The sequence below is a fragment of the Rhizobium sp. 268 genome, from assembly GCF_036571585.1.
GTDB classification, from domain to species: Bacteria; Pseudomonadota; Alphaproteobacteria; order Rhizobiales; family Rhizobiaceae; genus Rhizobium; species Rhizobium redzepovicii.
The window spans coordinates 152834-176631 of record NZ_JAPPSO010000010.1; the positions used below are offsets into that span (position 1 = coordinate 152834).

The 23798-nt window shown below is 61.4% G+C and carries 21 protein-coding genes; 6 read left to right on the plus strand and 15 right to left on the minus strand.

Going from position 1 to position 23798, the window contains the following annotated elements:
- Positions 1 to 25: 25 nt before the first annotated feature.
- The 5 genes from OS035_RS20650 to OS035_RS20670 all read right to left on the minus strand — a co-directional run bounded on the left by OS035_RS20650 (position 26) and on the right by OS035_RS20670 (position 4908).
- On the minus strand, positions 26 to 1066 hold the full coding sequence (locus OS035_RS20650; protein ID WP_131711187.1) for an ABC transporter permease: 1041 nt from the start codon (positions 1064 to 1066) through the stop codon (positions 26 to 28).
- 18 nt (positions 1067 to 1084) lie between these two features.
- Positions 1085 to 2581, minus strand: a complete 1497-nt coding sequence (locus OS035_RS20655; RefSeq protein ID WP_331814023.1) for a sugar ABC transporter ATP-binding protein — start codon at positions 2579 to 2581, stop codon at positions 1085 to 1087.
- Positions 2582 to 2689: 108 nt separating this feature from the next.
- On the minus strand, positions 2690 to 3583 hold the full coding sequence (locus tag OS035_RS20660) for an NAD(P)-dependent oxidoreductase (protein ID WP_183780089.1): 894 nt from the start codon (positions 3581 to 3583) through the stop codon (positions 2690 to 2692).
- Positions 3573 to 4130, minus strand: a complete 558-nt coding sequence (locus OS035_RS20665) for a gluconokinase (protein ID WP_310808163.1) — start codon at positions 4128 to 4130, stop codon at positions 3573 to 3575. The genes OS035_RS20660 and OS035_RS20665 overlap by 11 nt, the downstream gene beginning before the upstream one ends.
- Before the next feature lie 13 nt (positions 4131 to 4143).
- Positions 4144 to 4908, minus strand: a complete 765-nt coding sequence (locus tag OS035_RS20670; protein ID WP_097626170.1) for an SDR family oxidoreductase — start codon at positions 4906 to 4908, stop codon at positions 4144 to 4146.
- Positions 4909 to 5043: 135 nt separating this feature from the next.
- On the opposite strand from OS035_RS20670, the gene OS035_RS20675 reads away from it, so the two are divergent.
- Complete coding sequence (locus OS035_RS20675; protein ID WP_097626171.1) at positions 5044 to 5985, plus strand: 2-hydroxyacid dehydrogenase; 942 nt, start codon at positions 5044 to 5046, stop codon at positions 5983 to 5985.
- 10 nt (positions 5986 to 5995) lie between these two features.
- Entirely contained in the window at positions 5996 to 7027 is a 1032-nt protein-coding gene (locus tag OS035_RS20680) for an L-idonate 5-dehydrogenase (protein WP_097626172.1), read from the plus strand.
- Between the two features lie 12 nt (positions 7028 to 7039).
- On the opposite strand, the gene OS035_RS20685 is transcribed toward OS035_RS20680, so the two are convergent.
- Entirely contained in the window at positions 7040 to 8110 is a 1071-nt protein-coding gene (locus OS035_RS20685; protein WP_131711192.1) for a LacI family DNA-binding transcriptional regulator, read from the minus strand.
- Between OS035_RS20685 and OS035_RS20690 the strand changes: the two genes are divergently transcribed.
- Both OS035_RS20690 and OS035_RS20695 read left to right on the plus strand, forming a co-directional pair.
- On the plus strand, positions 8010 to 8276 hold the full coding sequence (locus OS035_RS20690) for a hypothetical protein (RefSeq protein WP_183855946.1): 267 nt from the start codon (positions 8010 to 8012) through the stop codon (positions 8274 to 8276). The two genes, OS035_RS20685 and OS035_RS20690, sit on opposite strands and share 101 nt — an antisense overlap.
- Before the next feature lie 14 nt (positions 8277 to 8290).
- Positions 8291 to 9217, plus strand: a complete 927-nt coding sequence (locus tag OS035_RS20695; protein WP_222134950.1) for an SMP-30/gluconolactonase/LRE family protein — start codon at positions 8291 to 8293, stop codon at positions 9215 to 9217.
- A gap of 175 nt (positions 9218 to 9392) precedes the next feature.
- Here OS035_RS20695 and OS035_RS20700 read toward each other — a convergent pair whose 3' ends face one another.
- The gene (locus OS035_RS20700; protein WP_331814024.1) at positions 9393 to 11489 is read right to left on the minus strand and encodes a vWA domain-containing protein; all 2097 of its coding nucleotides are present in this window, start codon (positions 11487 to 11489) and stop codon (positions 9393 to 9395) included.
- Complete coding sequence (locus tag OS035_RS20705) at positions 11489 to 12013, minus strand: RNA polymerase sigma factor (protein ID WP_310808159.1); 525 nt, start codon at positions 12011 to 12013, stop codon at positions 11489 to 11491. The genes OS035_RS20700 and OS035_RS20705 overlap by 1 nt, the downstream gene beginning before the upstream one ends.
- Before the next feature lie 261 nt (positions 12014 to 12274).
- Between OS035_RS20705 and OS035_RS20710 the strand changes: the two genes are divergently transcribed.
- On the plus strand, positions 12275 to 13186 hold the full coding sequence (locus OS035_RS20710) for an alpha/beta hydrolase (protein ID WP_331814025.1): 912 nt from the start codon (positions 12275 to 12277) through the stop codon (positions 13184 to 13186).
- Between the two features lie 3 nt (positions 13187 to 13189).
- On the opposite strand, the gene OS035_RS20715 is transcribed toward OS035_RS20710, so the two are convergent.
- Both OS035_RS20715 and OS035_RS20720 read right to left on the minus strand, forming a co-directional pair.
- Positions 13190 to 15193, minus strand: a complete 2004-nt coding sequence (locus OS035_RS20715) for a CocE/NonD family hydrolase (RefSeq protein ID WP_331814026.1) — start codon at positions 15191 to 15193, stop codon at positions 13190 to 13192.
- Between the two features lie 21 nt (positions 15194 to 15214).
- Positions 15215 to 16795, minus strand: a complete 1581-nt coding sequence (locus OS035_RS20720; RefSeq protein ID WP_131711198.1) for an ABC transporter substrate-binding protein — start codon at positions 16793 to 16795, stop codon at positions 15215 to 15217.
- 120 nt (positions 16796 to 16915) lie between these two features.
- Between OS035_RS20720 and OS035_RS20725 the strand changes: the two genes are divergently transcribed.
- Positions 16916 to 17701, plus strand: a complete 786-nt coding sequence (locus OS035_RS20725) for a helix-turn-helix domain-containing protein (protein WP_131711199.1) — start codon at positions 16916 to 16918, stop codon at positions 17699 to 17701.
- Between the two features lie 54 nt (positions 17702 to 17755).
- Here OS035_RS20725 and OS035_RS20730 read toward each other — a convergent pair whose 3' ends face one another.
- The 5 genes from OS035_RS20730 to OS035_RS20750 form a co-directional block, all read right to left on the minus strand.
- Positions 17756 to 19387 carry an ABC transporter ATP-binding protein gene (locus OS035_RS20730; protein ID WP_183780107.1) on the minus strand — a complete coding sequence of 544 codons (1632 nt, stop codon included), beginning with the start codon at positions 19385 to 19387 and terminating at the stop codon, positions 17756 to 17758.
- Positions 19380 to 20207 (minus strand): ABC transporter permease, encoded by an 828-nt coding sequence (locus tag OS035_RS20735; protein WP_097626181.1) that lies wholly within the window; start codon positions 20205 to 20207, stop codon positions 19380 to 19382. Before OS035_RS20735 ends, OS035_RS20730 begins: the two co-directional genes overlap by 8 nt.
- Positions 20204 to 21208 (minus strand): ABC transporter permease, encoded by a 1005-nt coding sequence (locus OS035_RS20740; protein ID WP_097626182.1) that lies wholly within the window; start codon positions 21206 to 21208, stop codon positions 20204 to 20206. The genes OS035_RS20735 and OS035_RS20740 overlap by 4 nt, the downstream gene beginning before the upstream one ends.
- Positions 21209 to 21305: 97 nt before the next feature.
- Complete coding sequence (locus OS035_RS20745) at positions 21306 to 22895, minus strand: ABC transporter substrate-binding protein (RefSeq protein WP_131711201.1); 1590 nt, start codon at positions 22893 to 22895, stop codon at positions 21306 to 21308.
- A 117-nt stretch (positions 22896 to 23012) separates the two neighbouring features.
- Entirely contained in the window at positions 23013 to 23795 is a 783-nt protein-coding gene (locus OS035_RS20750) for a carnitinyl-CoA dehydratase (protein ID WP_131711202.1), read from the minus strand.
- Positions 23796 to 23798 lie beyond the last annotated feature (3 nt).

A 23798-nucleotide genomic window follows, 5' to 3' on the forward strand; every position in this document is an offset into this window, starting at 1 on the left:
GTGGAATGCCGGTGAGCCGGCATCCTCATTTGGATGCGGGTGTGATCCTCCTCACAGCTCCGCGCTTGCGCTGGGCATAACCTGCAATGCCGATGGCAATCAGCAGGGTCACGCCGTTGAACAGCGGTTCGACGAAGAACGAGCCGCCGAATTGCTGAATTCCTGATATCCCGACTGCCAGGATGATGACGCCGATCAAAGTGCCCCAGACGTTCACCCGGCCTGGCTTGATCGTCGTCGATCCGAGAAATGCGCCGACCAGCGCCGGCAGCAGATATTCAAGACCGACGCTTGCCTGGCCGATGCGAAGCTTCGAGGCGAGAAGGACCCCGGTCAGAGCAGCCAGCAGGCCGGAGGTCACGAATGCGCCGATCACGAACTTGCGGACCGGAATGCCATTGAGGGCCGCAGCCTTGGGATTGGCGCCGATCGCGTAAAGGTACCGGCCGATCGGCAGGTATTCAAGCACGACCCACATGCAGATGGCGATCAAGAGCACATAAAAGCCGGTGATCGGCAGGCCGAACAGCATGGTGCCGTTCAGCGCATAAAAACCTTCAGGCAGTACACCGACCACCTGCCGCCCGCCGGTGTGCCAAAGGGCAAGCGCGTAAAGAACCGTGCCGGTACCGAGCGTGGCGATGAAGCTGTCGATCTTGGCGACCTCGACCAGCAGGCCGTTGATGAAACCGGTGAGGACGCCGAGCGCGAGTACGATGAGGACGGCGACCGGCCAGGGCAGGCCGTAGGCCGTCTGCAGGCTGATGGCGAGAATGTGCCAGAGCACGATGCCGTAGCCGACAGTCAGATCGATGCGGCCCGATGCCATCGGGATCATTGCGGCCAGCGACAGAAGCGCGATGATCGCCTTGTCGGAGACGATCGAGCGAACGTTCAGCACGGTCGGGAACGTATCCGGCAGAAGGATCGAGAAGATTACGATCAGGCCGACGGTCAGGATCACCAGCCCGTAAACCGGGATCAGGCGGCCGATCTTCTGGCCGGTGGACAGGCCGGCCATTTCGCTCTTGGTCGGCTCCAGCGCGGTGGATTCAATGGATTGCATGGCTGTTCTCCCGATGGCTCAAGCGGCTTCCGATGCCGAGGCAGCCGTGATGACCGCCTCCGTGGTCAGAGCGCTTGCACTCAGTTCGCTGACGATTTTTCCGCGCGAGAAAACCAGCGCGCGGTGGCAGATATGGGCGATTTCCTCGAAATCCGTCGAGACGACGACGACCGCGAGACCGGCTTCCAGCGCCTGGGTGATCAGGCGGTAGATTTCCGCGCGCGCGCCGATGTCGACGCCGGCGGTCGGGTCTTCCGCGACCAGCAGCTTGCGGCCAGTCGCCAGCCAGCGGCCGACGACCACCTTCTGCTGGTTGCCGCCCGACAGCGCCTCCACCGGCAGATCCGGATCGTTCGGCCTGAGTCCGACGGAATGGCCGATCGCATGGGCAAGATCGGCTTCGCCACGCGGCGACAGGAAGGAGAAAATCCCGCGTCCGACGGCGCCCGGATTGAGATAGGTATTTTCCCGAATGGACAGCGAGAGCGCGACGGATTCCTCCGTCCGGTCACGGGCGATCAGACCGATGCCCGACGCCATCGCCTGCCGCGGGCTGGAAAGATCCGGCGCCTCGCCACGCAGCAGAACCGAGCCGTTGAAGGGTTCGCAGCCGAACAATGCCCGGCCGATGCGTTCCTGACCGGCGCCGCGCAATCCAACCAGCCCGAGCAGCTCACCCTCGCGGATATCGAAGGATATCGGGCTCGTGCCGGTGCAGACGAGATCGCGAACCTCGACGATCGCCTTGCCGGGCTTGATCTCGGCCTTGGAAAAGAGGCTGTCACTGCTGCGGCCGATGATCATCGTCACCAGTTCGTCGGGGGTGGTCTCGCTGACCGGCTTCTGTCCCACCATGCATCCGTCGCGCAGCACGGCGACGCGATCGGCAATGCGGAAAATCTCGTCCAGCCTGTGGGAAACGTAGATCATGCCGACGCCCCGCTCCTTCAGGGGGCGGATCGCATTGAACAGCCGGTCGACTTCGTCGGCGGGAAGGCTCGCGGTCGGCTCGTCGAGCACCAGAACGTCGGCCTCGACGGCAAGCGCGCGGGCAATGGCGACAAGCGATTTTTCGGTGCGCGACAGGGCCGAGACCCGCGTTGTCGGATCGAAGTCGCAGCCGACCAGTTTCAGGGCCTCCTTGGCGCGCGCCTGTGTCCTGTTCCAATCGATCACGCCGCGACGCATCGAGAAACCCTGTGACAGGCCCATATTCTCGCCGACCGTCATCCACTCGATCAGACCGAGATCCTGGTGGATGAAGGCGACCGGTTGGCGCTCGTTCGGCTTCGGCGGACGATGATGGTAGCTCTGGCCGCGGAAAAGGATGTCGCCATTATCCGGCCTGTAAATGCCGGCGAGCGTCTTGATCAGCGTCGATTTGCCGGCGCCGTTTTCGCCCAGCAGCGCCAGGATTTCGCCCTCGCGCAGATCGATCGAGACGTCACGCAACGCCTGCGTGCCGCCGAAGCTTTTGGTGATCGATTGGAACTCCAGCAGTCTCTTGGCTTCCACTGTGGCTCCTCCCAAAGCTGCGGTTGTCATTGGCTGTATGTTATCGATAACATTCATGTATGGTCAAGCGGAAAGATGACAATCTCGAATTTCGAATGAAGATTGCCGTCAGCCGGCCTGAAGCCCGTCGAGAAGGCGCATCATCTCGGCCGAGTCCTTCGGCCCAAGCCCGGCCGCACAGAGCAGTCGGTGAATTTCGACCACCGCCCCGGTCATCGGCAATGGCGTCTTCGTCTTCAGCGCGAAAGCCTGAAGCGAATCCAGGTCCTTCAGCATGTTGTCGATTCTTCCCGTCGGAGAGAAATCGCGGGCGGAGAATTTTGCCATGAATTCCTGCAATATCCGGCTGTCCGCCCTGCCGCCGGCAAGGGCTGCCGGAATGGCTGAGGGATCGACGCCGCCGGCTTCAGCGAGCTTGACGGCTTCAGCGACGGCTTGGAACAGCACGGCGCAAAACAGCTGATTGATCAGCTTGGTGGTCTGCCCGGCGCCGGATTGGCCCATCAGCGTATAATTGGCGGCAAGATGCCGCATCACCACGCGGGCCCGTTCGAAATCCTCAGGGCTGCCGCCGGCCATGATCGTCAGCTTTCCGCCAAGCGCGCCGGGCACGCCGCCGGACAACGGGCAATCCACCCATGCCATGCCCGTTTCCGCACGCAGCCGCTTCGCCATGTCGACCGTCTCGGCGGGATCGATGGAGGACATATCAATCAGCAGCTTGTCGGCGCTTGCCGCCGCCGCTACCCCCTTCTCGCCGAAGACGACGGCACGCACGATGTTGGCGTGATTGAGGCTGAGCACGCAGAATTCCGACGCCGAGACCGCATTCTCCACGGAACTCGCCGCGTGGGCACCCTTGGCCGTGAGTGCCGCGACCTTTTCGGCATCGAGATCGAAGACCGATACTTTGTGCCCGGTTTCGATCAGTCGCGTGACGATCGCCGTTCCCATGATACCCGCGCCGATGACGGCGACGTCTGCTCTATAGTCATCCTGCATGATTATCTCCTCCCTTGACCGCCACGCCGCTCAGCCCTTTGCAAGCCAGCGCCATAATATCCTCCAACGCATTCTCGACCGCCACCGTCACCACCCCGGCTTCACCGGTCGGCGGCTCCAGCGTCTGCAACTGGCTGTCAAGCAGCGACGCCGGCATGAAGTGGCCCTGACGGGCCTGCATCCGCGACAGCAACAGATCGCGCGTCCCCTCCAGAAAAACAAAGGCCAAGCGTCCGCCCGCCGCCTGACGCAGCCTGTCCCGATAGGTTTTCTTCAGCGCCGAACAGGAAATTACCAATCCCTGCGACGCCTTTTGCGCGGTGTTAATCTCCTCGCCGATCCGGTCGAGCCAGGGCAGCCTGTCGGCGTCGGTGAGCGGTATGCCTTTCGCCATCTTCTCGACATTGCGAGCCGGGTGGAGTTGGTCGCCTTCCACAAAACGCATGCCGTTTCGAGCCGCGATGCCCGCTCCAACCGAGGACTTGCCGCAACCGCTCACGCCCATGACGACAACGGCCAGAGGCAGCGTTTCTTTTTCGAGTTCCATCGTCGCGTCTCTGTCAGAGGCAGGTCGTGATGCCGCCGTCGACGTACAGCGTGTGGCCGTTGATGAAGGACGACCCGCGGCCCGCCAGGAAAACGGCGGCGCCGACCAATTCTTCGACATTGCCCCAGCGCCCGGCCGGCGTCCGCTTCTCCAGCCAAGACGAGAATTCAGGATTGTCGACGAGCGCCTGGTTGAGCGGCGTCTTGAAATAGCCGGGCGCAATCGCGTTGATCTGCAGGCCGTGCTTGGCCCAGTCGGCGCACATGCCGCGCGTCAGGTTGCGCACCGCACCCTTGGTCGCCGTATAGGGAGCGATGCCCGGGCGGGCCAGCTCGCTCTGAACCGAAGCAATGTTGATGATCTTGCCCTGACCGCGGGCTATCATGGCTTTGGCGGCTGCCTGGCCGACGTAAAACACGCTCGAAATATTGGTGGTCAGCAGCAGCTCCCATTTGTCCGCCGGGAAATCTTCCAGCGGCGTGCGAAACTGCATGCCGGCATTGTTGATCAGGATGTCGAGCGGGCCGATATCGGCCTCGATCGCATCGATGCCCGCTTTGGCGGCATCCTTGCTGGTCACGTCGAAGATAGCGGCATGGGCAGACAGGCCTTGAGCCTTGAGACTTTCCACTGCGCGTTTGACGCTTTCGGGCGTGCGGCCGTTGATGATGACCTCGGCGCCGTGCTGCGCCAGGCCCTCGGCCAGCGCATAACCGATCCCCTGGCTCGAGCCGGTGATCAAGGCAAGCTGCCCGGTCAGATCAAACAGGTTCTTCATGCAAATAACTCCTCCGGTGTCGCTGCGAATGACGGCTTATACCGCCACTTCAGGTGAAACTCACTTGACATCGCTTCTCTGGATTATATGTTATCGATAACATAATCAACTGCCAAAATGCGGGACGGAGACGGAATGCCTGACGTAGAGATCTTGATGACCGGAGCTTATCCGGAATGGGATATGGTCGATCTGGAGGCGAAGTATCGCGTTCACCGCCTGTGGGAAGCGGCAGACCGGCAGGAACTGATTGCAAGGGTCGGCAAGGATATTCGCGCCATCGCGACGCGTGGTGAACTCGGCGCCTCCGCCGAGCTGATGAAGCAATTGCCGAAGCTGGAGATCGTCTCCTGTTACGGCGTCGGCACCGACGCCATCGACCTCGCCTATGCCCGCGCCAACGGCATTCGCGTCACCAACACGCCTGATGTGCTGACCGAAGATGTCGCCGATATCGCCATCGGACTGCTGCTTGCCACGGCGCGGCAGATCCCGCAGGCCGATGTTTTCGTCCGCGCGGGCCAGTGGGGCAATGTCGCCATGCCGCTGGTGACGCGGGTCGCCGGCAAGAAGGTCGGACTGGCCGGCATGGGGCGGATCGGCAAGGCGATCGCCAAGCGGGCTGCCGCTTTCGGCTGCGACATCTCCTATTTCGCCCGCAATGAGCACACGGATGTTGATTATGCCTACCAGCCGGACCTGGTCGCACTTGCCGATTGGGCCGATTTTCTGATCGTCATCGTCCCCGGCGGGCAGGCGACCATGAAGATCATCAATGCCGAGGTGCTGAAAGCGCTCGGTCCGAACGGCATGTTGATCAATGTTTCTCGCGGAACCACCGTCGATGAAGAGGCGCTGATCGCAGCCCTACAGGACGGCACCATCCAGGCCGCCGGCCTCGACGTCTTTTTGAACGAACCGAAGATCGATGCGCGGTTCCTGACACTCCAGAACGTGGTGTTGCAGCCCCATCACGGCTCCGGTACCGTCGAAACCCGCAAGGCCATGGGCCAGCTGGTCAGAGACAATCTCGCCGCGCATTTCGCCGGCGCAGCACTTCCAACTCCCGTCGTGTGAGGGTTTCGATATGAAAGCCATCGTCATTCATGCCGCCAAGGATCTCAGGATCGAGGAGCGCGAGCCGGAGGTTGCGGGCGAGGGGCAGGTGGAAATCGCCATCGAAGCCGGCGGCATTTGCGGATCCGACCTGCATTATTACAATCATGGCGGCTTCGGCACCGTTCGCCTGCGCGAGCCGATGATCCTCGGCCACGAGATCGCCGGCACAGTCAAGGCGCTGGGTGCCGGTGTGAGCGACCTTGCCGTCGGAGACCGCGTTGCAGTTTCTCCGAGCCGGCCGTGCAATCATTGCCAATATTGCCTGAAGGGGCAGCAGAACCACTGCCTCAACATGCGGTTTTACGGCAGCGCCATGCCGATGCCGCACATTCAGGGCGGCTTTCGCCAGCGGCTGGTGGCGGAGCGCTGGCAATGCCACAAGGTCGCGGAGGGCATTTCCATTCACGAGGCCGCCTTCGCCGAACCCTTTGCCGTGACGCTGCATGCGGCCAGCCGCGCCGGATCGCTGCTGGGCAAACGGGTGCTCGTCACCGGCTGCGGCCCGATCGGGATGCTGGCGATCGTTGCGGCGCGTGTTCTCGGCGCTCGAGAAATCGTCGCGACCGATGTGACCGACAGCGTTCTGGCGATCGCCCGCACCAGCGGCGCGGATCGAACGATCAATGTTGCCACGCATGCCGCCGACCTCGCCGCTTACGGCGCCGACAAGGGATATTTCGACGTCATGTTCGAGGCGTCGGGCAATGAGCGGGCGGTGCGCGCCGGCCTGGAGGCGCTGAAGCCTCGCGCCGTGCTCGTACAGCTGGGCCTCGGCGGCGATGTCTCCATCCCGCAGAACATGATCGTCGCCAAGGAAATCGAGATGCGCGGGACATTCCGCTTTCACGAGGAATTTGCGCTTGCGGTCGAACTGATCAATACGCGCCGCGTCGATCTGAAACCGCTGCTGACAGGTGTTTTTGCCATCGAAGAGGCCGTCGCCGCCTTCGAATTGGCCAGCGACCGTAGCAAGTCGATGAAGGTGCAGATCGCCTTCTGATATCGGCGCCCATTATTGGGCGCTGCGATCCGTGCTTTCGCGCAGCACGACCCTGTAGCCTGTCAATGTGATCTCGTCGCCGGTCGTCTCGCCGCTGCCCTGCAAGGCATCGAGAAGGCGGGCGGCGGCCTGGCGGCCGATGCCGTAACAGTCGACATTGATGGTGGTGATGCTGGGATGACAGATCGATGAGATCTCGTAATCGCCGAAGCCGGCAATGGCGATATCCCCCGGCACGCGCATTCCCCGGCGTTTGCATTCCATGATCGCGCCGAAGGCGGACAGGTCGGAGACGCAGAGAACGACTTCGGTATCCGGCCAACGCTCCAACAGGCTGACGATCGCCTGGCCGCCCTGTTCCATGCTGATCGGCGGCACGCCGAAGGAAATCGCCCGCCCCGGTCCCAAACCCAGTTCCTCGACGGTCCTCAGAAAACCGCTTCGTCGCTGGCTGCCGCGCGTATCGCGCGCTGTCGTACCGCCGATATAGCCGAACCTGCGATAACCCTGGCTCGCAAGCGCTCGCACCAACAGGGACATCGCCTCGCTGTTGGAAAAGCCGACGACATGATTGATCGGCTCTTCCGGAATTTCCCAGGTTTCAACCACCGGAATGCCGGCCTTATCAAGCATGCGCCGCGCCCGGTCGGTATGCGAACCGCCTGTCAGGATGATGCCTTCGGGGCGGCGGCGCAGCATTGCCTCGATCAGCTTTTCTTCTTTCTCGGCGGAATAGTCGGTATAGCCGAGAAGAAGCTGAAGGCCGGTATCTTCCAAGGCATCGGTGATGCCGCGGGCGGTGTCGGAAAAATTCGAATTGTTGATCGAGGGTACCAGCGCCGCGATGAAGCCGCTGCGCCGAGAGGAAAGACTGCCGGCCGACAAGTCGAGCACGTAGCCGAGCGCATCGACGGCTTCCATGATGCGCTTGCGCGTCTCTTCGGAAACGCTCGCATCCTGCCGAAAAGCGCGCGAAACGGTCATGGCAGATACGCCGACATATTTGGCGACTTCAGCCATCGTCAGTTTTTGGGCGTCGCCTCCCTTGAGACGCTTGTCTTTTGGCTCATCCTCGTTTTTCACTGGCTCCGCTTTCAAAACAGCTTCCGAGTTGGGCAACTCAACACACGATAAAGTTATCGCTATCATCGCACAATCGATATTATTGCAGGAATGCCGCGTTCCGCAGTTCGCCGATATCTGTACGAAGAGCGAAAAACAAAGCATTATGGTATCGATAACAATTTGAGATGAGGGAGTATCATGTTCGGAGAAATCGAGGGGACTGGGTTCGAGGTTCTCGATCCGCGCTTTGAAAACTGTTTCGTCGGCCATGCCCGCGTCGAGCGGCTTTGGACGGGCGGGCGCTGGCTGGAAGGACCGGCCTGGTTTGCCGCCGGGCGCTATCTGGTCTTCTCGGATATCCCCAACAATCGCATGATGCGCTACGATGATACCAGCGGGCAGACATCGGTCTTCCGCTCACCCAGCAACAACTCGAACGGCAACACGGTCGACAATCAGGGACGGCTGATCACCTGCGAGCATCTGGCGCGCCGTGTCACGCGAACCGATTTCGACGGCGGGATCAGCGTGCTGGCCGATCGCATTGCCGGCAAGCGGCTCAATTCTCCCAACGATGTCACCGTCAAATCCGACGGGACCATCTGGTTCACCGACCCGAGCTACGGCATCCTCCACGATTATGAGGGCGACTATGGCGAGGCGGAAATCGGCGGATGCCACGTCTACCGGCACGACCCGGCAACAGGCGCCACCGACCAGATGACATCGGATTTCGTCAAGCCGAACGGGCTGGCTTTCTCCCCGGACGAAACGCTGCTTTATATCGCCGATACCGGGGCATCGCACCTGTCCGGCGGTCCGCGCCATATCAGAAAGCTCGCCGTGTCCGATGACGGCAAGCTGAGCGATCTCGGCATTTTTGCCGAATGCACCGCAGGCTTTTTCGATGGTTTTCGCGTCGATCGAAAGGGAAGGATCTGGACGAGCGCCGGCGACGGTGTGCACTGCTATGATCCAGATGGCACACTGATCGGCAAGATCCATATTCCCGAGATTGTCTCCAACGTCGCTTTCGGCGGCGAGAGATTGAACCGCCTCTTCATTACGGCAACCACGTCGCTCTATGCGGTCTATCTCACGGCCAACGGCTCAAGACTGGGATAGAGCGCCCTATCTTCCAACAATAAATCAGCTCGCGACCTGTATTAATGGGTTTCCGTTTCATACTGTGGGCTGATTTAACCATATCGATTATCAGTGAACAGGGAACTCCTCGTTCCAAACGCTCAGAAGCAGAGGCCGCTTCCCCGGCGGTCTCTGCTCTGCGGTATTCCTCAATTCAGCGTTGGCTGAGGCCGTCAGCCAACCTGATGAGGCCGAGGAAGTCCGACCTGTAGCCGAAGGGATCCGCCCCGCGCGATGCCGCAGCGAGATCGGCAATCGCCTGATAGGGATAGGTGTCGAGGGCGCTGGTGCGGCTCAGTTTCTGGCCGAAGGCGGCGACGGCCACGGAGAAGCGAACGTCCTGCGGCGCGGCGTCGATGGTGGCGACCGCGTTGCCGTCACCGACAGGGGTGGTGATCAGCGCGCTCTTGTCCTCCCCCGGCCGCTTATAGCGCATCTTGACGAAGGCAAGCTCGCCGTGATGCGTGCCGTCCGATGCCGCGGCCGGCACCTTGTCGGCTGCGCCATACCTCAGGTCGTCATTCATGACCGCGGGACTTCCCTTGGGGGTGATCTCATAGATCGCCGTGACGCTGTGGCCGGAGCCGATATCGCCGGCATCGACGCGGTCGTTGTTGAAGTCCTCGCGGTTGAGGGCGCGTGTCTCGTAGCCGATCAGCCGGTATTCGGCGATCCGTTCCGGGTTGAACTCGACCTGGAACTTGACGTCCTTCGCAATCGGAAACAGCGTCGACCCGGCTTCTTCGACCAAGGTCTTTTGCGCCTCCGCGAGCGTGTCGATATAGGCGGCGCTGCCATTGCCGTTCTGGGCCAGCGTCTGCATCAGGGAATCGTTGAGATTGCCGCGGCCGAAGCCGAGAACGGTCAGGAAGATGCCGTCCTTGCGTTTCTCCTCGATGATGCGCTTCAGATCCTCGTCGCTCGACGGGCCGACATTGAAGTCGCCGTCCGTCGCCAGCATCACCCGGTTGACGCCGTCCTTGACGAAGGCCTGTTTGGCAAGATCGTAGGCCGCCTCGATGCCTTCGGCGCCGCCGGTCGAGCCTCCAGCCTCCAGCCTGTCGATTGCCACGAAGATCTTCGATTTCTCCGCTACCCGCGTCGGCTCGAGCACCGTGCCGGCATTGCCGGCATAGGTGACGATCGAGACGGTATCGTCGGCCTTCAGCTTGCTGACCAGAAGACGGAAGGCGCTCTTCAGCAGCGGCAGCTTGTCCGGCTCGTCCATCGAGCCCGAGACGTCGATGAGGAAGACGAGATTGGCATGCGGCGCGGTCGCCGGCGCAATGTCATAGCCCTTGATCGCCACGTGCATCAGTTCCGTATCGTGATTCCACGGTGTCGGCATCACCGTCACGGTCGCCTTGAAAGGTTGATCGGCCTTCTCGGGACCCGGCCAGTCATAGGGGAAATAATTGATCATCTCCTCGACGCGAACCGATTGCGGATCCGGCATCGCCCCGCCGGCCAACGACCGGCGGACGAAGGAATAGGAGGCACTGTCGACATCGGCCGAGAAGGTCGAGACCGGATCGGTCGCGACACTCTTGATCGGATTTGCCGCGGCATTGGCAAAGCGTTCGCGGCTGGGATCGAGCTGAACCTGGACATTCCCTTCCGCCGGCGGGACAGGCGAGGGGGCCGCGGCCATTGGTTCTGCCGACAGCTGGCCCTGAGCAACCACGCCGGGAGCCGCCGGCGCAGCACGTTTTGCCATGCCAAGTGCCGCGGCGGAAACCTCCGACTTGTTCTTAAGAGTGGCGATCTCGCCGGCATCGAATTCAGCGCGCAGCTCCGCAGCGGACTTTGCGGCCTGAGGTTCCTTGTCCCGCAAGACTTGAGTGCTATCAGCCGCCGACGATTGAGCCGGCCGATTCTCTTCGGCTGGCGCTTCGGAAAGCCGAGGTTCGGCCGGTTTCGGCATGTCATTTTTGGAAACGGTGCCGGCGATCTTTTCCTGGTTGACGATCGGTTGGTTGCGGGCCAGCTCGAGGGTGAGATAGCCGGCGGCGGGAATGACGAGCAGCGTTGCAAGGGCTGAACCGGCGAGGAATTTCTTATTCACAGCAGAGCTCCATATCCAGTTGATGATGGAGCTTGGACGCCAGCCTTTCGTAATTCCTTGGGCTGCTGCGGCATTATTTTCTGCGTTGTCGAAGGCCTGCATTGCCGCGGCAAGGGCGCGTGCACGCGCCTCCGGATCGGTTGCCGGCGGGGTGAGGCGGGAGAGCTTCTCGAGTTCCTTGTCCATTATACCTCTTCCTTGCCGAGCATGGCCTTCAGCCGCTTGCGCGCCTCGTGGACCTGCCAGGACACGGTCGTTTCCGAGCAGCCCATGACATCGGCGGCAGCCGAATGGCTGAGGCCTTCGCCATAGACGAGCAGCACGGCGTCGCATTGGCGTTCCGGCAAAGCGCGCACGGCCGCCCATAATTCGCTCGACAGCTCGTCGTCGTTCCCGCCCGGTGCATCCGGCTGCGGTTCGGCGGCGTAAGCGCGGAATGCCTGCTCTTCCCGTACAAGTTTGCGTCTATGGTCGCGGGCGGCATTGAGCGTCAGCGTATAGAGCCATGTCCTGAAGCGGCTGGCGCCGTGAAAGCCGCGGATGGCCGCGCCGAGCTTGACGCAGACCTCCTGGGCGATGTCGTCGGCGTCGGCGGAACTGCCCGACCATCGCCATGCCGTCGCGTGGACGAAATCATAATGGCGCGAGACCAGTTGCCCGAAGGCCTCCCGGTCGCCGCCCTGCGCTCGTTCTATGAGCTCCGCATCCAATGCGCACCTACCCCCAAGCTATAAAGCAAGATGCTATTTCCGGATTGAGACGTTTCTCCAGTGCCTTTCCTTGGGTCGACGACGAAAAAAATATCGGAATTTTTTGAAAAAGCGGCAAAGCCTTGAAATGCCGGATCAAAATAAGGAAGCATCGCGACATCCATGGGTCGCGGCCAGACAGATTGCCTCCGCCGCAAAGGCGCATGATGGGGTGAGAATCGGCCAGGGACGTCTCCGCAGTCCCAAATCGAAAGGACCTGCATGTCCGCTCCATCCCCTGTCCCCACCGAAAAAGGCATTCTGCAGTTTCTCCAGATTTGCGATAGCGTCTATCCCACTGAGGCCGTCGAAGCGTCGGTCGAGCAGCAACGGTATTGGTACGATGCGCTTTGCGCCCGCTTCGACCGCCCGCTGCCCCCGGATTTGATCTTTGCGGACGGCATGGTCCAGCGCATACCGATCCGGCGCTACCGTCCGCGGAAAATCATCACCCGGACTGTTCTGCTCTATCTCCATGGCGGCGGCTTCGTCGTCGGTTCGCTTGAGAGCCATCACGCCATCTGCGCCGAGATCGCTGATTTTGCCGGTGCCGAACTCGTTTCCGTCGATTACCGGCTGGCCCCTGAATATCGCTGGCCGGCACAGACGGATGACGGCTTCGCCGTGCTCAAACATCTGCTTGCCGCCGGCAATAAGGTCGTGCTGATCGGCGACAGCGCCGGCGGCAACCTTGCGGCAGGGCTTGCCTTGCGGGCGCGCGACGAGGAACTCTCCGGCATCGTCGGCCAGGTGCTAATCTACCCCGCGCTCGGCGGCAATCCCGACGCAGGTTCCTATCTCGAAATGGCCGCCGCACCCGGCCTGACGACGGCCGATGTCGCCTATTATCGCGAGATTCTGCAGGCGCCTGAAGGAAATGAGATCGCCGAGCCACTCCAGGCGTCTTCGCTTGCCGGGCTGCCGCCGGCCTTCATCACGGTCGCGCATTTCGACCCCTTGAGAGACGACGGCCGGCACTATGCCGCCCGGCTCACTGAAGCGGGCGGAGAGGTCTGGTTCCGTGAGGAGCCCCAGATGGTGCATGCTTGGCTGCGCGCCCGGCATATGAGCGATGGCGCCCGCGATGGCTTCCATGCCGTCTGCGAGGCTGTCCGGCATTTCGCGGTGTCCTGACGATCACATCAGATCGCGTGGGATCCGCTTTTCCGCAAAGATCTTTTCGAAGATCTGCACGTCGTCCTCGAAAGCGGTGACGACGGCACTGATGATCCAATCGGTGGCGGTGCAGGCAATCCGCGCGGTTGCCACGGTGCGCACGAACCAGCCGGGGCGGCGCATATCGCAGGTCCAGGTCGACACACCGGTCATCGACAGCGGATCATCGGGTGAAATCGACCAGACTTCCTCGCGCAATTGCCGGGTCGACAGGCCCGTCTCAGGATGTTCGTAGAGCCCGTTATCCTCGTGGATGCGATAGTCCGTCCGGTTGCCCGAGAGGTTGCGAACGACCTGGCGCTCCGTCGCCGCCGCGGCATGCTCGATATATCGAGGCAGGGGATCGGGATTGGCCGGCTCCTTGATTTCGATGCGGCGATGGTCGCCGAGCACCGGCAACCCCAAGCCGAGCGATGCCATGTCGATTTCGATTCCCTCATCCTCAGGCGGAGGAAGGATCATCGGCCAATAGGCGGTGGAAAGCGAAAGGCGGATGCGATTTCCCTTGCGGAAGCGATAGCCGCAGGCGTCGAGCACGAGACGGATCGACACCGTCTCGCCCGGGATCAGCGGTTTCGGATCGGCATTGCCGTCGCGGTGGGTGAGATTGACGACGCCGAAGGCGACCCGCATTGCCGTACCATCGGGATGAACATCGATCAGCCGGGCGCAGAGATTGCCGCCCGACGTCCGGGAGCGCAGCGCAAGCGTCAGCACGGGCTGGCCGAGATAGTCGCAATCGCCGGAAAGCGGCATGGTATCGAAGACCAGCGAGCCGGCATCGTCCGAGCGCTGATCGATCGCCATTTCGGCGTCGGGCTTCAGCGTGAAATATTCACCGGATGCCGTGCCGGTATCGAGCGGAGAATGGAGATAAACGGGATGTTCGGGCGCGTGCGGGATCGGCATGCCTTCCGTCAGCCTGCCGAATTGCTCGACGTAAAAACACTGCATGCGCGGCGGCGTCCAGACATCCCTGGCGATCCAGAAACCAGGATCGCTGTCGCGGCGTGGGGCAGGGCGGATGGCATCGAGAATATAGGCACGGGTCTGCGGCAGTCCGTCGATCCCGTTGTCCTCGCCACGCAGCCACTTGTTCCACCAGGCGATCGCTTCGCCATGGAAATCGGCGCGCGGTTTCGGCCAGGCGAAGTGCGGATATTTGTGCACCCAGGGACCGATCAGCGCCTTGGCTTTATCGCCGAGGCCTTCGACCGCCATCAGCGGCGTATTGCGGTAACCGTCGGCCCAGCCGGCAATGACCAGCGCGGGAATCTCGACGCTGGAAAAATCCTCTGCGATCGAGCCGTGACGCCAGAAATCGTCGCGCCGCTGATGGCTCAGCCACTCCTCCATGAAAAAGGGTTCGCCCGCCAGGCGCTCCAGCCACAGCGCCTTCCAGCGCTCGCCGGCCAGTGCGGGATCGGGCGGGCGCGACTGATAGCCGAGCATCGTCGCCGCCCACGAAAGCTGGGCGGAGAGATGGCAGCCGTTCTTGTAGTGGATGTCGTCATTGTAGCGGTCGACGGTCGAGGCGATCGAGATGACGGCCTTCAGCGCCGGCGGGCGCAGGGCTGCAACCTGCAGGCTGTTGAAGCCGCCCCAGGAGATGCCCATCATGCCGACCGCGCCGTTCGACCAAGGCTGCGCGGCAATCCAGGCGATCAGCTCACAGGCATCGGCAAGCTCCCGTTCGGTATATTCGCCATCGATGACGCCGTCGGATTCTCCCGATCCGCGGATATCGACGCGCACGCCGGCAATGCCGGCGGCGGCGAAGACCGGATAGGTCGACTCGTCCCTGAGGCTCGTCCCGTCGCGCTTGCGATAGGGGAGGAACTCGAAGACCGACGGCACGGGATCCTCCTCCGCGCCGTCGGGCATCCAGATGCGTGCCGCCAGCCGCGTCCCATCCTTCAAGGTGATCCACTGATTTTCGATGGTTGTGAAGCTGCGGTCTGACATTGTCATATATCCCGGAGAGCTTTAGGCATTAAGCCACACGCGGCTGCCGATGTAGCCGTTGGACATATCGTTGCCGATATCGTCGACATATCCCTTCAGCATTTTCGAAGAGGCCATGATGTAATCGTTGAAGACGGGCAGGATCAGACCGCCATCGTCTCGCACCATCAGGGCCAATTGCCGATAAAGCACCTTGCGCTTGGCCTCATCGAGTTCTGACCTTGCTTGCAGAACCAATTTGTCGAAGTCAGGGCGCTTGAAACGCGTGTCGTTCCATTCTGCGGTCGACAAGTAAGAGGTGGAATAGCGCGAATCCTGGGTCGGACGACCGCCCCAGAACGAGGCGCAGAAGGGCTGCTTGTTCCAGACATTGGTCCAGTAGCCGTCTTCCGGTTCGCGCTTGACGTCGATCGTGATGCCGGCCTTGCGCGCGCTTTGCTGGAACAGGATCGCCGCATCCACAGCGCCAGGAAAGGCTGCGTCTGACGTGAGCAGCTGAATGGAGCGGTCGAGGCCCGCTTTCTTGAAGTGGAAGGCGGCCTTGTCTGGATCATAAGGGCGCTGCTCGATATCGGTCGGGGCGAGAGCGTAGTTGGAATTGACCGGATAGTCGTTGCCGATGACTCCGTAGCCGCCCAGAACCTTGTCGAGGATCGCCTGACGATCAATGGCATATTTCAGCGCAAGCCGAAGATCGGTGTTGTCGAAGGGAGCCGTGTCGCAATGCATCAGGAAACAATAGAAGCCCTTGCCTGCATTCCGGAGGATTTCGACGGTCGGTGCTCGCTGCAGCATCGGGACTGTCTTGGGGTCGACATTGTTGACGAAATGGACTTGGCCGGAGGCAAGTGCGGCAACGCGGGCGGTGTTGTCGTTGATGACGAGGATCTCGACACTGTCGACAAAGCCGCGGTCGGAGCGCCAATCCTTCGGGTTTTTCTCGAAGGTTGCGTGAACGCCCGGTTCGAAGCTTTTCAGAATGTAAGGACCTGTACCGATGGCCGCCGCAGGCTTGTCGAGGCCGCCCTTCGGTTGGATGATCAGGTGATAGTCGGTCAAAAGCAAAGGCAGGTCCGCATTGCCTTCCGAAAGTGTGAGGACAAGGTCGCCCGCTTTTTCTTCGATACCGGTGATCGAGGCCATGAGCCCCAGAGCGCCCGACTGCGAATTCTTGTCCGCGTGTCGCTTCAGTGTCGCGACGATGTCCGCGACGGTCATCTTGCTGCCGTCGTGAAACTGCACGTCGTTCCTAATTTTGAAAGTCCAGACGGATGCGTCCGCCGATGGCGTCCAGGAAGTCGCCAGCGACGGCAAGGGCGTACCGGTCTTAGGGTCGGATTCGACAAGTGTGTCGCCCCAGAGACGGCCAATCACGAACAACACGGAGGCGCTATAGGTCGCGGGGTCGAGCGCATCACTGGTGGCGCCGCCCTTGAGACCGAGTTTCAGATGACCCCCGCGCTTCGCTTCCTGCGCGCGGGCATCGCGCGGCATCAAGAGTCGGGAGGTGAGGACTGGCAAAGCACCCAGCGCGACGGCACCGCCAACGAAGTGACGACGGCCGATACTCAAAGGCGAAGATTGATCCTTTTCACGTGTCATTTCAGTTCCCTTTTCAACGTTCTTAGAAGGGAACGTAGAGATCAGGCTGCTTCACGCAATTTCGCGACTTGACGCATTTTTGAGCGAGTTTACGCTACTATCATTAAGACGGAACCGCCGATGCCTCACCTAGTCGAGAACCTCAAGATCGCCTGTGCCACGCAGCGTTCCATTTCGCATCTTTGCCGCGCGATCGATATCAATCGGCAGCAATTCAATCGATACATCAACGGCCAGACGAGGCCGTCTGCCCATAATCTCGCTCGCATAGCCAAGTATTTCGATCTCGACGCAGCCGACTTTGGTCTCGTTCCCAGCCTCTTTCGCGAGCGGCTTCGCAAACCGACTCTAGACCTCAATCAAAGTTCCGAACTATTAAAGGCGTTCCCAGGCGATCTGACCGCGCTCCGGCGCCATATCGGCTATTTCCAGACCTATCATCGCTCCCCGTCCTGGCCGGGAATGGTTGTGTGTTCGTGCAGCCGCTTTGTGGAGAAGGGTGGGCTTGTGCATGTCAAATCAATGGAGCGTCTGCGGGACGCTGGAAACGGCATCCAGCAATTTTCGAAATATGTCGGCCTTGCGGCCTTCTATCGAAACCGGATCTTCATTACGGAGCGAGTCGTCGGCCCGAATCCGATACTTTCACAGACGATCCTCCTGCCATTCGATGAGTACCAGCGCGTCTATCTGCGCGGGACGACAATGGGAGTTTCGTGGCGACGGGAAAATCTCCCGTATGCGTCGCGGATGATCTGGCGGCATGTCGGCGCCGAGCCCAACCTGCGCGAGCTTCTGTCGCGTTGCGGACCGCTGCCGCTGTCTTCACGCCAGCTGCCACCGACGGTGCGCTCGTTCCTCGCAGATCCATCCGCGGAAGTGTATGCGGTGCCGGCAGAGTATTGAAGACACCGATTTTCAACGAAGCCATCCGGATGAGTGCCGGAAGATTTCGAGCCTTCAATTCCCGGCGCTTGCCATCTTCCGCGTCGTTAGCACCCGCTCCAGCCAGCCGATCTCCATCTCCGGTACGGATTTCAGCAACAGGTCGGTGTAGTCGTCGAAGGGCGGCGATAGCGCTTGGGATTTGGGACCGAAGCGGACGAGCTTGCCGCGATGCATCACCGCGACGCTGTCGGCAATGGCGCGCACGATAGCGATGTCATGGGTGATGAACACGTAGGAGAGATGTTCCTCTTCCTGCAGCTTCAGCAGCAGTTTCAGAATGCCTTCGGCAACCAGCGGATCGAGGGCCGAGGTCGGCTCGTCGCAGAGGATAAGTTCGGGCTTGGCGGCAAGGGCTCTCGCGATCGCCACGCGCTGCTTCTGGCCGCCGGACAGTTCGGCCGGATAACGATCGACGAAACCGTTGCCCATTTCGATCTGGTCGAGCAGTTCCTTTACCCGCGCGGTTTTCTCGGCACCTCTCAGACCATAATAGAAGGTCAGCGGGCGGCCGATGATGTCGCGGACCGTCTGCCGCGGGTTCATCGCCGTATCGGCCATCTGGTAGATCAGCTGGATGCGCCTCAAGTCGTCATTCGGCCGGCTTTTGAGGCCAGGCAACAGCGGCTTTCCATCAAAGACAATGCGTCCGTTGCTCGGCGGCAACAGGCCGGTGATGACGCGCGCCAGGGTCGATTTGCCTGAACCGGATTCGCCGACGACGGCGAGCGTCTGCCCCTTCGGCACGTGCAGCGAGACATCGTGCAGCACCTTGAAGCCGTTGGAATATTCGGCGCTGACATTCTCCACTTTGAGAAGTGCTGCAGACTGGTCGGCGGCTTCCTCGCGGTAGGCCTGCCTGACATTAACGAGGGCGCGCGTATAGTCCTCCCGCGGTGCCTCGATGATCTGCTGGACGCTGCCGTATTCGACTTGCTTGCCATAACGCAGGACCATGATGTCGTCCGAAATCTGGGCGACGACGGCGAGATCATGGGTGATATAGAGGGCGGCGGTGTGCGTTTCCTCGATGGCATGCTTGATCGCCGCCAGCACGTCGATCTGCGTGGTGACGTCAAGCGCTGTCGTCGGCTCGTCAAAGACGATCAGTTCGGGATTGGAGCAGAGCGCCATCGCCGTCATCGCCCGCTGCAACTGGCCGCCGGAGACCTGGTGGGGAAAGCGCTCACCGAAGGTTTCGGGATTGGGCAGGCCGAGAACACCGAACAGATAAAGCGCACGCTTGCGCGCCTCGTCCTTGCTCATCAAACCATGTTTAACCGAAGCTTCGATCACCTGATCGCCGAGTCTGTGCGCCGGATTGAAGGCGGCCGCCGCCGATTGCGCGACGTAGCAGACCCGGGCGCCGCGGATTTTCCGGATGCCGTTCTTGCCAAGCACCAGGATATCGGCGCCGTCGAGCCGCACCTCGCCGCCGGTGATTTCGGCGCCGCCTCGGCCATAGGCAAGCGCCGAAAGGCCGATCGTCGACTTGCCGGCGCCCGATTCGCCGATCAGGCCGAGAACCTTGCCCTTCTGCAAATCGAAAGAAACGCCGTCGACGATCGTCACCCGCTTCGGCGGTTCGCCCGGCGGATAGCTGGTTGCTTCGATCTTCAGATTGCGAACGGAAAGAAGCTCAGGCATCGCCGCGCCCTCCCTTGAGGCTGGATGTGCGTTTCAGGAGCCAGTCGACGACGAGGTTGACGCAGACGGCAAGCACGGCAATCGCCGTGCCCGGCACCAGTGCTGCCGATATACCGAAGATGATGCCGTCCTTGTTGTCCTTGACCATGCCGCCCCAATCGGCCGCTGGCGGCTGAATGCCGAGGCCGAGGAAGGAAAGCGTCGAGAGGAACAGGATCGAGAAGGCGAAGCGCAGCCCGAATTCGGCCAGCAGCGGCGACAGGGTGTTCGGCAGGATTTCGCGGAAGATGATCCAGAGCTTGCCTTCGCCGCGCAGTGTTGCCGCCTCGACGAATTCCATCACCGCGACATCGAGCGCCACGGCGCGGCCAAGACGGTAGACGCGGGTGGAATCGAGGATCGCCATGACAAGGATCAGGACGACGATATTCTGCGGCAGGACCGCAAGAACCACCAGCGCGAAGATCAGCGTCGGGATCGACATCATCAGATCGTTGAAACGCGAAAAGACCGTGTCGATGATGCCGCGCGAGACGGCAGCGGTGAAGCTCAGGATGATGCCGAGCGAGAAGGAGATGACGGTGGCGGCGGACGAGACCAGCAGCGTCGTACGCGCGCCATAGATCAGGCGCGAGAGGATGTCGCGGCCGAGATTGTCGAGGCCGAAGATGTATTGATTATCCGGCAGCTGCCAGACGTCGCCGACAACCTGCGTCTCGCCATAGGGAGCGAGCCAGGGGGCGAAGATCGCAAAGATGAAGGCGATGGCGATGCCGGCCATGCCGATCCAGGCGGTGATGGGAATGTCTCTCAATCTCATCGCGGATGCCTCAGCCGGGGATTGGCGATAATCGCGAGGATATCGGCCGTCATATTGAGGAAAATGTAGACAGCCGCGAAAATCAGGCCGCAGGCCTGTACCACAGGCATGTCGCGCACGGTGACCGCATCGACCATATATTGCCCCATGCCGGGATAGACGAAGACCACTTCGACAACGACGACCCCGACCACGAGATAGGCAAGGTTCAGCGCGATGACATTGATGATCGGCGCGAGCGCGTTGGGGGCGGCATGCTTGACGATCGCGCGGAAGGCGCTGAGGCCCTTCAGTTCGGCGGTTTCCATATAGGCCGACGACATGACGGAGAGGATCGCCGCCCGCGTCATGCGCATCATGTGCGCAAGCACGACGAGCACCAGCGTCGCCGTCGGCAGCGCGATCGCCTTCAATCGCTCGACGAGACCCATGCTGTCGTAGACGGTCGCTGGAAAGGTCGCCATGCCGAGCTTCACCGCGAAGAACAGGATCAGCAAGTAGCCGATGAAGAACTCCGGCAGTGAGATAGCCGCGAGCGAGATAATGTTGATGATCTTATCCGGCAGGCGGTTGCGGAAATGCACCGACAGCATGCCGAGGCCGACGGCGAGCGGCACTGATATCACCGCTGCGAAACCCGCCAGGAAGAGCGAATTGCCGAGACGTTTGCCGATCTGTTCACTCACTGAATTCTTGCTGGCCCAGGAAGTGCCGAAGTCACCCTGGACGGCATTGCCGAGCCACTCGACATAGCGCGTCGTGACCGGCCGGTTCAGCCCGAGATCCTGTCGAATATTGGCAACGGCCTGCGGTGTCGCCGACTGACCGAGATAGGTTGTGGCAAAATCGCCGGGCAGGGCTTCCAGACCACCGAAGATCAGGATGGAGACGGCAAAAAGCAGGACCAGGCTGAGCACGAAGCGCTCGAGGATAAGGGCAAGCAGCGGAAAACGCTGCCGGAACCCGAGGCCGGGCAAGATGCTTGGGGCAGGATTGGTCATGGCGAGGACCTCGCGCTAAAACGTCGGGAGGACCGCGGGGTTTCGTCCCACGGTCCCGGCTTCGTTGGAGATCGGAGGGGCAAGCGCCCCCTTGCCATCAGGCGTCCAGCCAGACGCGCGTCGCGACGTAGCCGTTCGACATGTCGTTGCCGATATCGTGGACATAACCCTTCACCTGCTTGGTGGAGGCGTTCACGAAGTCGTTGAACATCGGCAGGATCACACCGCCCTCGTCGCGCACCATCATCGCCATGGCGCGATACAAATCCTTGCGCTTGGCTTCATCAAGTTCGGATCGGGCCTGCAACAGCAGCTTGTCGAAGTCAGGACGCTTGAACTTGGTGTCGTTCCAGTCCGCCGTCGAGAGATAGGCGGTGGAATACATCTGGTCCTGTGTCGGCCGGCCACCCCAATAGGAGGTCGAGAAGGGCTGGACGTTCCAGACGTTGGTCCAGTAGCCGTCGCCCGGTTCGCGCTTGACTTCGATCTCGATGCCGGCCTTCTTGCAGCTTTCCTGATAGAGGACGGCTGCATCGACACCGCCGGGGAAGGCGACTTCTGAGGTGCGCAGAAGGACCGAGCCGCTATGGCCCGACTTCTTATAGTGGAAGGCGGCCTTGTCGGGATCGTAGACGCGCTGCTCGATGCCCTCCGGGAACAGCGCATAGGTGCTGTTGATCGGGAAGTCGTTGCCGACCTTGCCGTAACCGCCGAGGATCTTCTGCACCATGGTCTCGCGGTCCATGGCGTATTTGAGGGCCAGCCGCAGGTCGTTGTTGTCGAACGGCGCCTTGTCGCAATGCATGATGAAGACGTAATGGCCGCGGCCGGCAGTCGAGAGGATCTCGACGTTCGGGGCGCGCTTCAGCAAGTTGACGGTCTTCGGGTCGACGCGGTTGATGTAGTGCACCTGGCCGGACGACAGCGCTGCGATGCGGGCGGTCGCATCGTTCATGCCGATGATTTCGATCGAATCGACATAGCCCCGGTCGGTGCGCCAGTCGTCCTTGTTCCTTTCGAAGGTGGCACGGACGCCGGGCTCGAAACTCGTCATCTTGTAGGGGCCGGTGCCGATCGAGGCCAGCGGATCATCGACGCCGCCGTTCGGCTGGATGACCAGATGGTAGTCCGACAACAGCAACGGCATGTCGGCATTGCCTTCGCTGAGCGTCAGCACCAGATTGCCGCCGTCAGCCTTGATCTCCTTGATCGAGCCGAGAACACCCAGCGCACCGGATTCCGACTTAGCATCGGTGTGGCGCTTCAGCGTCGCAACAACGTCGTCAATCGTCAGTTCCTTGCCATCGTGGAACTTGACGCCCTTGCGGATCTTGAAGGTCCAGGTGACAGCGTCTTTCGATGGCTCCCAGGATTCGGCAAGCGAGGGCACGGCGGCACCCGTCAGCGGATCGGACTCGACCAGCATGTCGCCCCAGCAGCGGCCGATGCAGAACATGACCTGTGACAGGAACTTCGCCGGATCCTTGGAATCGGTGGCTGCACCTCCTTCGAGGCCGAGCTTCAGGTGGCCGCCGCGTTTCGGTTCGGCGGCTTCGGCACTTTCGGTGAAGAGCTTGTCGGCGACGGCAAGTGTGATGCCCGCCGCCATGGCGCGTCCCATGAATTCGCGGCGGCTGAGCCCGCCCGCGGTGACGCGGCCTGCGAGATATTTGCTATAGTCGTTCATTCCCCAGTTCCTTCTTTGTGGTGCGTTGACAGAACTTCCGGGCAGGATCGCAGGCGGTTTCCTCTCCACCTCCGGTGCCCGCATCATGCGGGAAACATTGCGGTTGCTGCCGCCTCGTTATTGTCCTTTCCAGATAGGGCTTCGCTTCTCGGCGAAGGCCCGTGCGCCTTCCAATTGGTCTTCGCTCGAATAGAGCCTGTCGACGGTCGCAAACTGCCGCTTGGTGATCTTGTTCATGGCAGTCTGGAACGTCGAACCCTCCGCTTCGCGCACGATTTCCTTGATGGCCGCATAGACGAGCGGCGGCCCGCTTGCGAGCAGGCGAGCAAGCTCCCAAGCTCTCTCCATCAGCCGGCCGGCCGGCAGGACCTCGTTGACGAAACCCCAGCGATGCGCCTCGTGAACGTCGAGCCAGCGTCCCGTCAAAAGCATGTCCATGGCGATGTGATAGGGGATGCGCTTCGGCAGCTTGATCGACGCCGCATCGGCAACCGTGCCCGAGCGGATTTCCGGCAGGGCGAAACTCGCATGTTCGGCGGCGACGATCAGGTCGGCCGAAAGGGCGAGCTCCAATCCGCCGCCGCAACAGATGCCGTTGACCGCTGCAATAACCGGCTTGTTGAGGTCGCGCAGCTCCTGCAGCCCGCCGAAGCCACCGACACCGTAGTCACCGTCGACCGCATCACCGGATGCTGCCGCCTTGAGGTCCCATCCAGCGCAAAAGAACTTTTCGCCCCCACCCGTCACGATGGCGACGCGCAATTCCGGATCGTCGCGAAAATTCTGGAAGATCAATCCCAAGGCACGGCTGGTCGCAAGGTCGATGGCGTTCGCCTTCGGCCGGTCGATGACGACTTCGAGCACCCCGCCGTCATGTCGTGTGCGAATGCATTCGCTCAACCT